We start from the raw sequence: 15,465 nt of genomic DNA, 5'->3' as shown, positions 1-15,465 counted from the left end.
ACGGGGCACCACTGACAACGGCGATCACTCCCGGTCGTGGTCGACGGGGTGGAGCGGGTTGGGAACGGTCCCGTGGACGGTCACGTGCGGGCGTCCCGGGCGGTCCCGGTAGCCGTCCACGTGCAGGCGGTTGCGGTTGAGACAGAGGCGGTCGATGCGCGGCGTCAGCATGTCGAAGATCTCGAACCGCTCCTTGAGCTCGGGGAAGCGGGCGTGGTAGCGCCGGATTTCGGCCCGCACGAGTGACCAGAAATCATCCTCGGAGACTCCTAGTTGCTCCTCGCACAGCGGGGAGAGGAAGCGGAAGACGCCGATGAACAGCCCGGCGTGGATGAACTGGGGAAGGAAGGAGGGGTCCTCGGTGAGCAGGATGCGGCGGACGTCCTGCGGCATGGACGCGTTTTCCGGCAGCGGCTGGGCGCTGATGTTCACGTCGTCGACGAAGTCCTTGATCGCCAGGCGTACCGGCACGTCCCGGTCGTCGAAGACCACGATGGCGTTCTCGCCGTGCGGGGAGAAGACCGTGCCGTAGCGGTAGAGGAAGTGCAGCAGCGGGGGCAGCAGGGCGGCGAAGAGCCGGGTCAGCCAGGCGGTGGGGGCGAGTCCGGAACGGGCGACGAGTTCGGCGGTGAAGGCGCGCCCGTGCAGGTCGGTGTGGAGCAGCGAGGCGAGGGTCCGGGCCCGTTCGCCGGGATCGAGCCGGGGCTGGAGGGGCTCGCGCCAGATCGCGCCGAGGATCTCCTTGTACTGGTACGGCGACTCCGGCAGGTGGTCGTAGAGCGGGTGCTCGACGGTGACGGAGGCGACCTCGCCGAGGAGGACGACCCGGCAGCCGTCGCGCAGGAAGGGGTCCTGCGCGCACAGCCCCTGGATCCAGGCGGTGACGGCGGGGGCGGCGAGGGTGCGTTCCGTGGGCAGCCCGCGCCAGACCAGGGTGTTGAGGATGGACAGCGGCAGCTTGACGGTGTGCCGCTCGGGGCGGCTCACATTGGTGAAGGTCCGGATGGACTGCTGCGGAAGCCGCAGGTCGGGGTCGTCGTGCAGAAGCACGACATCGCCTGCGGCGATGGCCGGGGCGAAGAGCGGAACGATCCATTCGTCCCACTGCCAGGGGTGCACGGGGAGGAAGAGGTACTGGCCGGGGTCGAGGTCCCGGGCCCGGAGCGCGGCGTCGAAGGACGCGCGGACGGCCGGGTCGAGCTCCCGGCCGTAAAGCCGCTCGGGGGCGGCGAGACCGGTGACGCCCCGGTAGGCCGCGATCCGGGTGGAGACCGCGATCCACGGCAGGCGGACCGGGGTGCGGGCCTCGGGCGTGTAACGGGAGGCGTCGGCGGCGGAGAAGCCGAGGCGGCCCTTGTTGGCGACGAGCCAGGGGTGGCCGGTCTGGTGGCCTTCGAGGTCGGCGTAGTCGAGTTCGGCGAGCCGGGCGGCGGGGAGCGCGGTGTGGTCGAGCCGGGCGTCGGCGGCGAGGGTGGTGGTGATCTCGCGGATCAGGTGGCCGAGGGTGGCGCCGTCGATGCCGAGGAGGTGCCGGGCGCGGGCGAGGAAGCGCAAGGGGTCGCGGAACGGGACGGCGTGGGCGTCGGCGTCCGCGCCCGTGCTCCGGTCCCGGGGCGGGACGGCGTCCGGGCCGTCACCACGGGCCGGGCCGTCGCCCTGGGACGGACGGCGGCGCCGGGCCGGGCCCTCGTTCCGGGTCGGGCCGTCGGCGTCGGCGCTCCCGGTGTCTCCCCGCAGTTCCGTGATCGAGTCGGGGACGACCGTCCAGCCGTCGTACACCCCCCGCCGGGCCCTGAAGGCCAGTGTTCCGCCGTCGTCGAGCGCGAGGGTGTACCCCTCGCCGCCGGGGCGGCGGACCGGCTGGACGACTTCCTCGTAGGCGAACTGGCCGAGCATCTTCGCGAGCAGTCGGGCGGCGGCTGTGTCCCACGCCGTCCGGTTCAGTCCTGGCGTGCTGAGCGACGAGGCGGATTCGGCTGCGTCATCGCTCGCGGGATATGTCGGCACAAAGGCTCCTCGGGGTGACACCGATGGGTTTCGGGCGGAGTGGGGACCACAGCGATTCGTTCACAGCTGGGCCCGGTGGATTCGGTCGCGGACCATCAGGGCGGCTCGTTTGTCGGGGAGCTCGACCTCCGCGGAGAAGCGGAAGCCGGCGCTCAGGAAGGCGGACACGGACGGTGTGTTGCGCAGGTCGGGCTCGGCGACGACGCGTCCGCAGAGCGGGCGGTGGTCGAGGACCAGGTCGGAGACGGCCCGGAGCAGGGTGGTGCCCACGCCGCGTCCGCGGTTGTCGACACCGCCGATGAGCAGGTGGATTCCGGTGTCGTGCGGACGCGCGGGATAGTGGCGGGCCAGTGGATCGAGATCGGCTCGATAGAGCTCCCAGTAGCTCATCGGGACGCCGGCCAGCACGCCGAGGCAGGGGACGCTGCGTCCGTCGCCGTCCAGTTGGGGCCGGAGATGATCGGCGGTGACCGTTTCAGGGCCGGAGAGTTCCCAGAACGCGGCGACCGCGGGGTCGTTCATCCAGCGGCTGACGAGGGCGAGGTCGCGATCCAGCCGTACGGGGACGAGCTGGAACACCCCGGCCGGAGTGGTGACGGGACCCCAGCCCTCCGGCTGGTCGAGCAGTTCGGACCGGGCCGCCCTGCTCGTGGCCTTCCGGGCGGTCTCCGGCGCCGGGTCCGCGCCCCCGCCGCCGCCCGGCGACGGCGACGCGGACGGCACGGATACCACCGGTGACGCCGGTGACACGAGCGGTGCCGGTGACGCCGGTGGCACCGTCGGCGCGGCGGACACCGGCGCGCCCGACCCGCCCGGCGCGGAGGGAGCGGAGGGCGCGTCCGCCGCGTCGGGGCGCGCCGGGACGGTCGGCGTGCCCTCCGCGCCGTGCCCGAACAGGCCGAGGAATTCCTCGGAGAGCGGCAGATCCAGGGTGTCCTCGGCGCTCGTGTCGGTCGGTGCGGCTGGGCCGGTACCGGCGCCGGTGGGCGCGTCGGCGGGAGCCATGGTGTCGCTCTCCTCTCGGTGGTTCGGGCGGTGGGCGTGATCCTCAGCCGTGCAGCGGGTTGGCGATGGTCACGTAGACGGACTGGGTGTCGACGGGGCCGACGAGTTCGTCGAGACCGTGCAGCCGGGTCAGCAGGTTGCCCTTGCACCGCAGGTGGCTGTGGTCCAGCAGATGGGCGGGCAGCGGGGAGCCGAGCGCGGTCGCGGAATCGAGGAACCGGCGGAACGCGGCCACGAGGACCCGCTCGTCGGCGAGGCCCTGGGCGCCGAAGGCCCCGATCAGCCCGAACACGTTGTTGATGCCGAGGTAGTAGGCGAAGCGTTCGTCGGTGACCTTGTCGGAGACGAAGGTGTCGCTGGCCGATCCGATGCCGGGGAGCCGCCGTTCCAGTGCGGGGCGGTGCGACTCGCGGAAGTAGTAGCCCTGGTTGTCGCGGTACCGGCCGCCGACGGGCCAGCCGTGGCGGTCGAGCATCACCAGGGTGTTCTGCTGGTGTGCTTCGAGGGCCACGCCCGCGTGGGCGTCGAGCCAGAGCACGGGGAGCACGACCCGGTCCAGGTAGCGCAGGAACCATTCGGTGGCCACGGCGCCGACGGCCCGCCCGGTGGCGGCGGACAGGGAGTGGACGACGGCGGCGAGGCGCGAGTGCGTGCCCGCCCGTCCCGGCCACGGCCGCGGCGCGGTGAGGGCGGCGACGCAGACCGCGTCGTCCTGCGGGCCGAACGGGTTGTGCCGCAGCACCACGTCGAGACCGGTGACGGGCGCGCCGTCCGGGCCGTCGACGGCGAGCCAGGCCGGGTCGCGGACGATGTCGAAGCCCGGGTGGGCCGCGTGCCACTGGGTGGCGAGTCCGCTGCGGAGCAGGCGGTGCACCTCGACTCCTCGGTGGAGCTCCTTGCGGAGGTTCTCCCGGCGGGAGTTGGTGATGCGCAGGCCGAGGGAGAGCTTGAGCATGACCGGGGCGCCGGGGCGGTGCACGGTGCGGACGGAGGAGGTGGGGTGCCAGGGCCCGCCGTGCGGTCCGAGGTCGTGGAGGAGTCCGGCGTCGAACAGGGCGCGGGCCGCCGGGCGGTGCGCGAGGTCGCGGGCCTGCCAGGGGTGGAGCGGGAGCGGCGCGGTGCCGTCGGGGATCCGCAGCTCCCCGGCCTGGGCGGCGAGCAGTTCGGCGGCGGGCACGGGGCGGCCCCGCTCGGTCCAGGCGGAGTCGGTGGCGAGCACGGACCGGTCGACGGCCATCCAGTGCAGCGGGAAGGAGCCGTGCAGCTCGGGCGAGTAGCGGCGGACCTCGGCGTCGGAGAGCCCCTCGCGGCTCTTGGGGGTGGGGTGCAGCGGGTGGCCGAGGAGCAGTGACTGCTCGGCCGCGAGGAAGGGGTCGGCCTCGGCCGGGGCCTGGGGGGCGCGGCGCCGTTCGGCGACGAAGTCCGCGGTGCGCCGGACCGAGTCGGCCACCCGGGCCACCAGGTCGGCGCCTTCGTCACGGCCGGCCTCACGACCCAGCAGGGCGGCGACGGTGACGGCGTCGGCGGTCGGCGCCCCGGCGGGCGCGCCCTCCAGGGCGGGCGGTCCGAAGCGGTGCCAGCCCGTCAGGGACCAGTGGGCGACCGGGACGAGCAGCGCCGTTCCGCTGGCGGGGAGCGGGATGCGCAGGACGTCCGTCCCGGGGCGGGGCAGGTCGTTCTCCCGGACCCAGCAGCGGAGCAGGTTCTCGACGCCCGCCGCGTCGGCGGCGCGCAGCGGGTCGGGGTGATCCAGATGGTCCGGGTGGTCGGGACGGTCGGAGCGGCCGCCGGGGGGCGCGAGGGGGATCCGGGGCGGCGGGGCGTACCGCTCGCCGTGGGGTGCGGCCTTCTGGCGCGGCACGGTGCGCTCGGCGACGAGGTTCCCGGTGTGTCGGGTCTCCGAGCGCTGCGGCAGGGGGGGAGGGCCGTCGGCCCGGGGCGGGGGGGTGGGGTTCACTGCGGTCTTCCTTGTGAGGGTGGCCGGGTCAGAGGATCGGCCCGGCCGCGTTCCGGCGATGCGGCAGACGCTCGGCGGCTGCCAGGGCGTCGGCGAGGCGGTCCACGACCGCTGTCGCCTGTTCGTCGGTGAGTGTGAGGGGCGGGAGGAGGCGTACGACGGTGGAGTGCCGTCCGCCGAGTTCGACGATGAGGCCGCGGCGCAGGCATTCCTGCTGGACGGCGGCGGCGAGGGCGGGGGCGGGCGGTGGTTCGGGACTGCCGTCCGGCGCGGACGCCTCGGGGTCGACGAGCTCCACCCCGATCATCAGTCCCCGGCCGCGCACGTCCCCCACGCACGGGTGGTCCGCCGCGAGTCCCTGGAGGCGGGCGAGCATCCGGGCCCCGAGCGTCGCGGCGCGTGCGGCGAGGTCGTTCTCCCGGACGAAGGCGAGGGTGGCGGTGCCGGCGGCCATCGCGAGCTGGTTGCCCCGGAAGGTGCCGGCGTGGGCGCCGGGCTGCCAGGTGTCGAGACCGGAGCGGTAGACGATCACGGCGAGCGGGAGGGAGCCCCCGATGGCCTTGGAGAGCACCATCACGTCGGGGACGATCCCGCTGTGCTCGACGGCCCAGAAGGCCCCGGTGCGGCCGACGCCGGTCTGCACCTCGTCGGCGATCAGCGGCACGGACCGGGCACGGGTGATCTCCCGCATGCGGCGCATCCAGTCGTCGGGGGCCGGGATCACACCGCCCTCCCCCTGCACCGGTTCCAGGATCATCCCGGCGGGGGCCGGGACGCCGCCCTTGGGGTCGTCCAGGAGGTTCTCCGTCCACCGGGCGGCGAGCTCCGCGCCGCGTCCGCCGCCGACGCCGAAGGGGCAGCGGTAGTCGCGGGGGAACGGCAGGCGCGTGACCCGTACGTCCTCGGCGCCGCCCGAGGCGGCCAGGGCGCCCGCGGTCATTCCGTGGTAGGCGCCCGTGAAGGCGAGGATCCCGTCGCGACCGGTGGCGGCGCGGACCAGCTTGAAGGCCGCCTCGACGGCGTCCGTGCCCGCGGGTCCGCAGAACTGGATCCGGGCGTCGTCGGCGAACCGCGGCGGCAGGGTGGCGAAGAGCTCCGTGGTGAAGGCGTCCTTGACCGGGGTGGCGAGGTCGAGGACGTGCAGCGGGGCGCCCGAGTCGAGCACCTTCGTGATGGCCTCCAGCACCACCGGGTGGTTGTGGCCCAGCGCCAGGGTGCCCGCTCCCGAGAGGCAGTCGAGATACCGCCGCCCGTCCGCGCCCTCGATGGTCATTCCCCGGGCCCGCACCGGGACGATCGGCAGCGAACGCGCGTAGGTGCGGGCGGCGGACTCGCGCATCGACTGACGGCGCAGGATGCCCTCGTGCGCCGCCGGTGCTGCCACCGGAGCTGGTTCGGTCACGGCCACGGTTGTCGGTCCTCCCGCTCACGGTTGTGCCCTGTCACGGTCGCGCTTCGGTGCGCCGGCACGCGGACGGACCACGGGGGTGAACGCCGCCCTCGAAGTCCCTCGCGTGTACCAACGACGCCGGGGGCGGCGGATCACGGGTATATCCGAAGATCCTTGCGGAGGCGGAACCGCGGCCCTGCCTCACGCCGTCACCACCGGCACCGGCATAGTGGGGGGCCGCACACGACGCTCGCCCGGTTCCCCGGACGCCGGTCAGGTGTTCGCGCCGACGACGGGCGGCGGCGCCGGCGTGCGACGCGGAGGCACGGCGCATCGGCGCGCCACCGAAGTGCAGTACCGAAGTGTTGAGTTACGAAGTCCCAGGGGGATCACCACATGCGACTCAGTCGACCGGCTCTCGCCGCACGTCCCGGCGGAGGGCGGCGCAGGCGCTCCTCGGCGCTCGCCGCGTCCGCGGTCGCCGCGGTCCTCGCGCTCACCGCCACCGCCTGCGGGCCGGAGGAGGACGGCGCGGGCGACAAGCCGGCCCGGGCGGCCGGCCAGGCGACGGACGGCAGGATCACCGTTCCGGACGACCTGAAGGACCGGCTCAAGGCCCACGGGATCGACCTCGACCGGTGGAGGAACGGCGAGTGGAAGAACTGGGACCGTGACAAGTGGTTGCGCGAGGCCAAGGACTTCGTCAACCCGATCATCGAGGATCTCTGGGACCCGGACCGGATGCGGGACGCCGACAAGGCGCCGGAGCGGCCGGTGGAGAACGACATATCCGGCGACATCGGGGTGACGGACCCGACGCCCGCGCCGGTCCGGGCCACCGCCGTGCGGACGCCGTACCACGACAGCGCGGCCGAGTCGGGGAAGCTCTTCTTCGACGGTCCCGAGGGCTCCATGGTGTGCTCCGCGACCGTGGTCAAGGACCCGGCGCACCCCGGGAAGTCCAACCTGGTGTGGACGGCGGGGCATTGCGTGCACGCGGGCAGGAAGGGCGGCTGGTACCGCAACATCGCCTTCGTGCCGTCGTACAACGACGAGGGCCTGCCGACGGCCGCGTTGAAGAAGGCGAGCAGGGAGCAGCTGGCCCCGTACGGCGTGTGGTGGGGGCAGTGGGCACAGACGTCCGACCAGTGGATCGCGCAGGGGTCCTCGGTCGGCGGGCAGGGCGCCCCGTACGACTTCGCGGTGCTGCGGGTCACTCCGGAGAAGGGCGCGACGGGCAAGTCCCTGGAGGAGACGGTCGGTTCGGCGCTGCCCGTCGAGTTCGACGCCCCGGCCGTGCCGAAGATCGCGTCGATGACCGCCACCGGCTTCCCGGCGGGTCCGCCGTACGACGGCCAGAAGGCGTACCAGTGCGAGGACCGGCCGGGCCGGCTGTCGCTGACCGCGCAGGACCCCACGATGTACCGCATCGGCTGCAGCATGACCGGCGGCTCCTCCGGCGGCGGCTGGGTCGCGGCCGGGCGGGACGGCAGGCCCGCCCTGGTGTCGAACACCTCGATCGGCCCGGTGACGGCCGGCTGGCTGGCTGGGCCGCGGCTCGGCAAGGAGGCCGAGGAGCTCTACCGCTCGGTCAGCGAGAAGTACGCGGGGCGGTGACGCACGGCCGGCACCGGGCCCGGTGCCGGCCCACCGCCGTGGGCCCGGCCCACGGCGAAGGCCCGCTCCCGGTGCGGGAGCGGGCCTTCGTCCGGTACGCGAACGGGGCGGGCGACGCCGCCGCCGTCAGTGCGCCACGGGGACGAACGAGGAGAGCTCGGCGGCCAGTTCCTCGTGGACCCGGGCCTTGAGCAGGGTGCCCTCCGTGGTGTGCTCCTCGGAGACGACCTCGCCCTCGGCGTGCACCCGGGAGACGAGACCGCCCCGGGTGTACGGCACGAGCGCCTCGATCTCGACCGACGGCCTGGGCAACTCGGTGTCGATGAGCGCGAGCAGCTCGTCGATGCCGTCTCCGGTGCGCGCCGAGACGGCGATGGCGCGCTTCTCGATGCGCAGCAGTCGCTGGAGCACCAGCGGATCCGCGGCGTCCGCCTTGTTGACCACCACGATCTCGGGCACGTTCACCGCGCCGACGTCGCGGATGACCTCGCGGACGGCCGCGAGCTGCTCCTCCGGTGCCGGGTGGGAGCCGTCCACCACGTGCAGGATCAGGTCGGACTCGCCGACCTCCTCCATGGTGGAACGGAACGCCTCGACGAGGTGGTGCGGCAGATGCCGTACGAATCCGACGGTGTCGGCCAGGGTGTAGACCCGGCCGCCCGGGGACTCGGCCCGGCGCACGGTCGGGTCCAGGGTGGCGAACAGGGCGTTCTCCACCAGGACGCCCGCGCCGGTGAGCCGGTTGAGCAGCGAGGACTTGCCGGCGTTGGTGTAGCCGGCGATGGCCACCGAGGGCACGTTGTTGCGCTTGCGCCCCTGGCGCTTGATCTCGCGGCCGGTCTTCATCTCCGCGATCTCCCGGCGCATCTTCGCCATCTTCTCGCGGATCCGGCGCCGGTCCGTCTCGATCTTGGTCTCACCGGGGCCTCGGGTGGCCATGCCGCCACCGCCGCTGGAACCGCCGCCGCCCATCTGGCGGGAGAGCGACTGGCCCCAGCCGCGCAGTCGCGGCAGCATGTACTGCATCTGCGCCAGCGAGACCTGTGCCTTGCCCTCCCGGGACTTGGCGTGCTGGGCGAAGATGTCGAGGATCAGGGCGGTCCGGTCGACCACCTTGACCTTGACGACGTCCTCCAGGTGGATCAGCTGGCCGGGGCTGAGCTCACCGTCGCAGACGACGGTGTCGGCCCCGGATTCGAGGACGATGTCGCGCAGCTCCAGCGCCTTGCCGGAGCCGATGTAGGTGGCCGGGTCGGGCTTGTCGCGGCGCTGGTAGACGGCGTCGAGCACCTGGGCGCCGGCCGTCTCGGCCAGCGCGGCGAGTTCCGCGAGGGAGTTCTCCGCGTCGCGGGCGGTGCCGGAGGTCCAGACGCCGATCAGCACCACGCGCTCCAGGCGCAGCTGCCGGTACTCGACCTCGGTGACGTCCTCCAGCTCGGTGGAGAGACCGGCCACCCGTCGCAGGGCGGCGCGCTCGGAGCGGTCGAACTGCTCGCCGTCGCGCTCTCCGTCGATCTCGTGGCTCCAGGCGACGTCCTCTTCCATCAGGGCGTCGGCCCGGAGGCCCTCTGTGAGGCTCTCGGTCACGTTCTCCGTAGCGCTCCGCGCGTCCCGCGCGTCCTGGGGAAGGGAAGAAGAGGAGGTCATTGGATCCTTACGTCGATGGAAGTGTGGTTCATCAGCCACAACGCGTGGCCTCGGCCGATGATTCCCCGTGCGGTGAATCGTCGGCCCGGGGCCCCGGGGCGACTCGTCGATAGTGGCACGGCGCGCCGGGCCCGTCACCCGGGTTTAGCCCGCGCGGCCGGACGCAATCGCCCCGGGCGCGGCGGGTCCCGGGCGACGGGACCGGCCGGGGCCGGTGCGACCGGGCCGCCCGCCTCACCGCCGCACGGGCGGTTCGGCGCTGCGCCAGTCCGGGTGGCCCGGCATGGGCGGGGTCTTCGCGCCGTACAGCCAGCCGTCGAGGAACGCGGTCAGGTCGCGGTCCGCGATCCGTGACGCCAGCCGGACGAAGTCCGCGGTGGTCGCGTCGGAGTCGCGGTGCCCGCGCACCCAGCTCCGCTCCAGCCGGTCGAAGGCGCTCGCGCCGATCTCCTGGCGCAGCGCGTACAGGACCAGCGCGCTGCCGTCGTAGACCACCGGCCGGAACAGGCTGAGCTTCTGTCCGGGCGCGGGGGTCTCCGGGCGGGCCGGCGGGCCGCCCGCAGCGCGCCAGCCGTCGGACCTGAGGTAGGCGTCGCGCATCCGGCTCTCCAGCGGCCGGCCGCCGAGCTCCTCCGCGTAGCGGGCCTCGTACCAGGTGGCGTGTCCCTCGTTGAGCCACAGGTCGGACCAGGTGCGGGGGGACACGCTGTCGCCGAACCACTGGTGGGCGAGCTCGTGCACCATGACCGACTCGACGTACCACTCGGGGTAGTCGCCCGGCTCGAACAGCGACCGCTCGAAGAGCGAGAGGGTCTGGGTCTCCAGCTCGAAGCCGGTCTCGGTGTCGGCGATCAGCAGCCCGTACGTCTCGAAGGGGTAGCGGCCGACCTGCCGCTCCATCCACGCGAGGTGGGCCGGCGTCCTGGCGAGCCAGTGCTCCAGCCGGTCGCGGTCGGCGGCCGGGACCACGTCGCGCATCGGCAGCCCGTGCGGTCCGGTGCGTCGCAGCACGGCGGACCGGCCGATGCCGACCTGGGCGAGTTCGGTGGCCATGGGGTGCGCGGTGCGGTAGATCCAGGTGGTCTCGGCTCCGTGCCGGACCGTGCGGACGGGCACGCCGTTGGCGACGACCGTGAGCCCCTTGGGCGCGGTGACCCGGAAGGTGAAGTACGCCTTGTCGGCGGGGTGGTCGTTGCCGGGGAAGACCCGGTGCGCGGCGTCGGCCTGGTTCGCCATGACCAGTCCGTCGGCAGTGGGCACCCAACCCCCGCTGTCCCGGCCGCCGTTCGGGTCGCTGGTGTGGTGGACGGTGATGCGCAGGGGCACTCCGGACGGGAGGCGGCCGGGCGGGCTGACGACGAGGTCCTCCCCCGCCGTGGCGAAGTCGCTGCGCAGGCCGTTGACTTCGACCGCGCGGACGGCGCCCCGGGTGAAGTCGAGGTTGATCCGGTCCAGCGGTTCGGTGGTGCGGGCATCGATCGTGGTGACGGCGTCCAGCGGTCTGCTGTTGTTGCCGTGGTAGGTCAGGGCGATGTCGTAGGAGAGGACGTCGTAACCGGGGTTGCCGAGGTACGGGAAGAGCCGGTCCCCGATGCCGAGGGGCTCGGGCGACGGGAGGGCGGCGGCGACGAGGGCGGCCGACGCGGCGGCCAGCAGGACGGCCCGCGAGCGGCGGGAGATGAACGGCATGAACTACCGCTATCAGCGACGCCGGTCCGGGCGGGCGCGGCACGCGCCGCACCACTCGAACGAGGTCCCCGCGGCGGGCGGCGCCACGCGCGGGCGGGCGGCGGACCGCGCGGTCCGCCGGGGAGCACCGGTCCGCCGCGGGTCGCGGAACGGCCCCCGGGGCGGGTCAGACGGCGGCCGCGGGGTGCCGGGAGCGGCTCACGTCGTACACCCCGGGCACCTCGCGCATGGCGCGCATCAGGGCGGGAAGCCCGGCGGCGTCGGGGAGTTGCAGCGTGTAGGTGTGGCGGACGCGCTGTTCGCTGGGGGGTTCGACGGTGGCGGAGACGACGGCCGCGCCCGCCGTCGCGATCGCCTCGGTGAGGTCGGCGAGCAGCCGGGGGCGGCCGAACGATTCGGCGATCAGGGTGACCCGGCAGGCGGCCGTCTCGCCCCAGCTGACGGCGACCGGCGGCCGGCCGGCGGACCGCATCCGGACCGCCGTGGGGCATTCCAGCCGGTGCACGGTGACGGTGCCGCCGCGGACGGCGAATCCGGTGACGTCGTCGGGGGGCACGGGCGTGCAGCAGCCCGCCAGGCGCACGGTGGCGTCCGGCAGGTCCGCCACGGCGGTCCCGGCGCCGTGCTCGTCGCCGGTCCCCGCGGCGGCCCCCGGGGAGTGGGGCGCGGCGGGCCGGGGCCCGCGCCGGCGGCCGTGCGGGCCCTGCGGGGCCTCGGGGTGGGCGTCCAGCCAGCCGGTGATGGCGATCCGGGCGGCGGGGGTGCGGGCGTGGTCGAGCCAGGCGCGCGAGGGGCCGGATCCGGCGTCCTCGGCCAGCAGCGGCTGCACGGTGTCGCCGTCGTTCAGCACGGTGCCGAGGGTGGCGAGCCGGCCGTTGACCCGGGCCCCGATGCAGTTGTGCGCCCGGTCGCCGTACTGGGCGTAGGCGGCGTCGACGCAGCTGGCCCCGGCGGGCAGGCCGAGGGTGCCGCCCTCGGCGCCGAAGACCGTGATCTCGCGGTCCTGGGCGAGGTCGGCGCGGAGGGTGGTCCAGAAGGTGTCCGGGTCCGGGGCCGACCGCTGCCACTGCAGGAGCCTGGAGAGCCAGCCGGGGCGGGTCGGGTCGGCGCGCTCCCCGTCCGCGGGTTCGGCGGACCCGGGACCGGGCCCCGGGCCGTTGTCCGAGGCGTAGGGGTTGCCGAGGGCGATGACGCCCGCCTCGGCGACCTTGTGCATCCGGTGGGTGCGGATGAGGACTTCCGCGACCGCGCCCTCGGGGCCGACGACCGCGGTGTGCAGGGACTGGTAGAGGTTGAACTTGGGCGCGGCGATGAAGTCCTTGAACTCGGAGATCACCGGGGTGAAGCAGGTGTGCAGTTCGCCGAGGACGGCGTAGCAGTCGGCGTCCTCGCCGACGAGGACCAGCAGGCGGCCGAAGTCGGTGCCGCGCAGCTCGCCGCGTTTGATCCGGACCCGGTGCACGGAGAGGTGGTGACGCGGCCGGATGAGGACGTCGGCCGGGATGCCCGCCTCCCGCAGGACCCTCGCGACGTCGTCCGCGATCGGCGCGAGCGGGTCGGGCCCGGCCGCGGCGATCAGCGCGCGGGTCTCCTCGTACTCCTCGGGGTGGAGGATCGCGAAGACGAGGTCCTCCAGCTCGGTCTTGAGGGCCTGCACGCCGAGCCGTTCGGCGAGCGGGATCAGCACGTCGCGGGTGACCCTGGCGATTCTGGCCTGTTTCTCCGGGCGCATCACGCCGAGGGTGCGCATGTTGTGCAGCCGGTCGGCCAGCTTGATCGACATCACCCGGACGTCGTCGCCGGTGGCGACCAGCATCTTGCGGAAGGTCTCGGGTTCGGCCGCCGCGCCGTAGTCGACCTTCTCCAGCTTGGTGACGCCGTCGACGAGGTAGCAGACCTCCTTCCCGAACTGCTCCCGCACCTGATCGAGCGTCACCTCGGTGTCCTCGACGGTGTCGTGGAGCAGCGAGGCGGTGAGCGTGGTGGTCTCGGCGCCGAGTTCGGCGAGGATCAGGGTGACGGCGAGCGGGTGCGTGATGTACGGCTCGCCGCTCTTGCGCATCTGTCCGCGGTGCGAGGACTCGGCGAGCAGATAGGCCCGGTGCAGGATGGAGAGGTCGGCGTCCGGATGGTGGGCGCGGTGCGCCTCCGCGACATGGCTGATGGCGTCCGGCAGCCGGTCGCGGGGGACGGGGCCGAGGAGGGCGACGCGGCCGAGTCTGCGGAGGTCGATCAGGGGACGGCCCCGTCTGCGGACGGGTGTACCTGGGTTGGCGGCCTCTGCGCTCATGGGGGGCACCTCCGGCGACGTCGACCGGCGGAGGATGGCGCGGTCGCGCCTCCGGGCCGGTGCTTGATGCTATCGAGCCCACCACGTGGCGGAGTCCCGCTCTTGCCCAGCGTGAAACGGATCACCCATTCGAGCGAAGCCGCGGAACCCGCCGTTTCGGTCATGCCGGACACGGCCCGGAGGCGGCGCCCGGTCTCCCGGCCGGAGCGGCGGCGGGTCCGGAGCGGATCGCGCGGGCCCGCGGCCCGCGCCCCGGGGCTACGCGGGCCGGGCCGCGAGCCAGGCCGGGTCGATGACGCCCTCGGCGACGATCACGGCGGGGCCGGTCATCTCGATCTCGCCGTCCGGGTGCTCGGTGATGACGAGGGCGCCGCCGGGCAGGTCGACCGTGGACGTGACCGGCGTGCCGGTCCTCGCCGGGTCGGCGCCGTCCCTGCGGGCCGCGGCGACGGCGACGGCGCAGGCGCCCGTGCCGCAGGAGCGGGTCTCGCCCGAGCCCCGCTCATGGACGCGCATGGCCACATGGCGCGGCCCCCGGTCGACGACGAACTCGACGTTGACGCCGTCGGGGTAGACGGCCGCGGGGCTGTACGGGGGCGCGGAGAGCAGGTCGCCGGCGTGTGCCAGGTCGTCGACGAAGACGACGGCGTGCGGGTTGCCCATGTCGACGTTGCGGGCGGGCCAGCTGCGGCCGCCCAGGGTGACCGTGACGCCCGCCTCCGGCAGGGTCGCGCGGCCCATGGCGACGGTGATGTCGCCGTCCCCGGCGACGCGCACCCTCTTCACCCCGCCCCGGGTGGCGACGGCGAGATCGCCCTTCCCGGCGTGTCCGGCGCGCTGGAGGTAGCGGGCGAAGACGCGCACGCCGTTGCCGCACATCTCGGCGATCGAGCCGTCGGCGTTGCGGTAGTCCATGAACCACTCCGCCTCGTCCGCCATGGCGCGCGCCTCGGGGTGGGCGGCGGAGCGCACGACGTGCAGCAGCCCGTCCCCGCCGATGCCGGCGCGGCGGTCGCACAGCCGGGCGACGACGGCGGCGGGCAGGTCCAGGGCGTCGTCCGGGTCGGGGACGATCACGAAGTCGTTCTCGGTGCCGTGGCCCTTGAGGAAGGCGATCTGCGCAGTGCTCACGGGCCAACTGTACGAGGCGGCGCCGACAGCCGCCGAAGCCGGTCCTCGAGGACCGCCGCACGGGGCGGCGACGGGGCGGGCGGGTCAGCGCAGCCGGGCCACCCGTCCGACGGCCAGGACGACCAGCACCAGGCACAGGACGACGTACAGGGCGATCACGCGCCAGTCGGGCCGCTCCCCGCTGCCCCTCGGCGGCAGTCCGGGCCAGGTGTGGCCGACGCGGCGGGCGGCCATCATGCCCCAGCCCGCGGCGCAGCAGCTGATCAGCAGGCCGAGCATGGCCACGACCGCGCCGCCGTCGCCGAACTCGAAGGCCAGCGGGAAGGCGAACATCAGCGAGCCCATGGCGGCGAGCACCACGATCGGCGCGAGCTGCCAGATGCGCAGCCGCCTGGCGGGGCGCAGTTCGACCTCGACCTCGGGGGGCACGTCGAGTTCGTCCGGTCCGTCGGGGCTCAGCCGGTCCGGCTCGTGCTCCGACTCGTGCGCGGTCCCGTGAACCGCCTGGTGCGGGAGTTCGTGCGCCGCGTCGGGAACGGACTCGCGCGCGGCCTCGTGCGGCGCGCCGGGAACCGCGTCGTGCGCCGCCCCGTGGACCGGCTCGTGCGCCGTCGCGCGCCGCCTGCCCGGTGCGTCGTCTTCCGTGTCGCGAGGGCCGGCCTCCATCGCCACGCGCCCTCCCAACTCGGACTCCGCTGATCGATCGATGCTCGATGATGGCACGCTCCGGGA

At 74.1% G+C, this 15,465-nt stretch carries 10 protein-coding genes; 1 reads left to right on the top strand and 9 read right to left on the bottom strand.

Annotated elements, in window-relative coordinates; genetic code table 11:
• Positions 1-24: 24 nt before the first annotated feature.
• From WA762_RS05565 to WA762_RS05550, 4 genes are read right to left on the bottom strand one after another with little or no spacing between them, the layout of a single operon-like run.
• On the bottom strand, positions 25-2,007 hold the full coding sequence (locus WA762_RS05565) for an IucA/IucC family protein (protein WP_335933392.1): 1,983 nt from the start codon (positions 2,005-2,007) through the stop codon (positions 25-27).
• Positions 2,008-2,067: 60 nt separating this feature from the next.
• On the bottom strand, positions 2,068-3,012 hold the full coding sequence (locus WA762_RS05560) for a GNAT family N-acetyltransferase (RefSeq protein WP_335933391.1): 945 nt from the start codon (positions 3,010-3,012) through the stop codon (positions 2,068-2,070).
• Between the two features lie 43 nt (positions 3,013-3,055).
• On the bottom strand, positions 3,056-4,969 hold the full coding sequence (locus WA762_RS05555; protein WP_335933389.1) for an IucA/IucC family protein: 1,914 nt from the start codon (positions 4,967-4,969) through the stop codon (positions 3,056-3,058).
• A 28-nt stretch (positions 4,970-4,997) separates the two neighbouring features.
• Positions 4,998-6,377, bottom strand: coding sequence for a diaminobutyrate--2-oxoglutarate transaminase family protein (locus WA762_RS05550; RefSeq protein WP_335933388.1), 1,380 nt, complete (start codon positions 6,375-6,377; stop codon positions 4,998-5,000).
• A 378-nt stretch (positions 6,378-6,755) separates the two neighbouring features.
• Between WA762_RS05550 and WA762_RS05545 the strand changes: the two genes are divergently transcribed.
• Positions 6,756-7,976, top strand: a complete 1,221-nt coding sequence (locus tag WA762_RS05545) for a trypsin-like serine peptidase (protein WP_335933386.1) — start codon at positions 6,756-6,758, stop codon at positions 7,974-7,976.
• 126 nt (positions 7,977-8,102) lie between these two features.
• Here WA762_RS05545 and hflX read toward each other — a convergent pair whose 3' ends face one another.
• From hflX to WA762_RS35640, 5 genes are all read right to left on the bottom strand, one after another.
• On the bottom strand, positions 8,103-9,623 hold the full coding sequence (gene hflX, locus WA762_RS05540) for a GTPase HflX (RefSeq protein ID WP_335933384.1): 1,521 nt from the start codon (positions 9,621-9,623) through the stop codon (positions 8,103-8,105).
• Between the two features lie 234 nt (positions 9,624-9,857).
• A complete protein-coding gene (locus tag WA762_RS05535; RefSeq protein WP_335933382.1) occupies positions 9,858-11,312 on the bottom strand; it encodes a M1 family metallopeptidase in 1,455 nt (484 codons plus the stop codon).
• Between the two features lie 166 nt (positions 11,313-11,478).
• Positions 11,479-13,602 carry a RelA/SpoT family protein gene (locus tag WA762_RS05530; protein ID WP_335933380.1) on the bottom strand — a complete coding sequence of 708 codons (2,124 nt, stop codon included), beginning with the start codon at positions 13,600-13,602 and terminating at the stop codon, positions 11,479-11,481.
• A 258-nt stretch (positions 13,603-13,860) separates the two neighbouring features.
• Positions 13,861-14,733, bottom strand: coding sequence for a diaminopimelate epimerase (gene dapF / locus WA762_RS05525; protein WP_335933378.1), 873 nt, complete (start codon positions 14,731-14,733; stop codon positions 13,861-13,863).
• A gap of 84 nt (positions 14,734-14,817) precedes the next feature.
• Entirely contained in the window at positions 14,818-15,399 is a 582-nt protein-coding gene (locus WA762_RS35640) for a hypothetical protein (RefSeq protein WP_443080523.1), read from the bottom strand.
• Positions 15,400-15,465 lie beyond the last annotated feature (66 nt).

This window comes from Streptomyces tyrfis, assembly GCF_037034285.1.
In the GTDB taxonomy this organism is placed as follows: domain Bacteria; phylum Actinomycetota; class Actinomycetes; order Streptomycetales; family Streptomycetaceae; genus Streptomyces.
The sequence above is the reverse complement of the archived record's forward strand: the minus strand, read 5'-3'. Positions and strand labels throughout refer to the sequence as shown.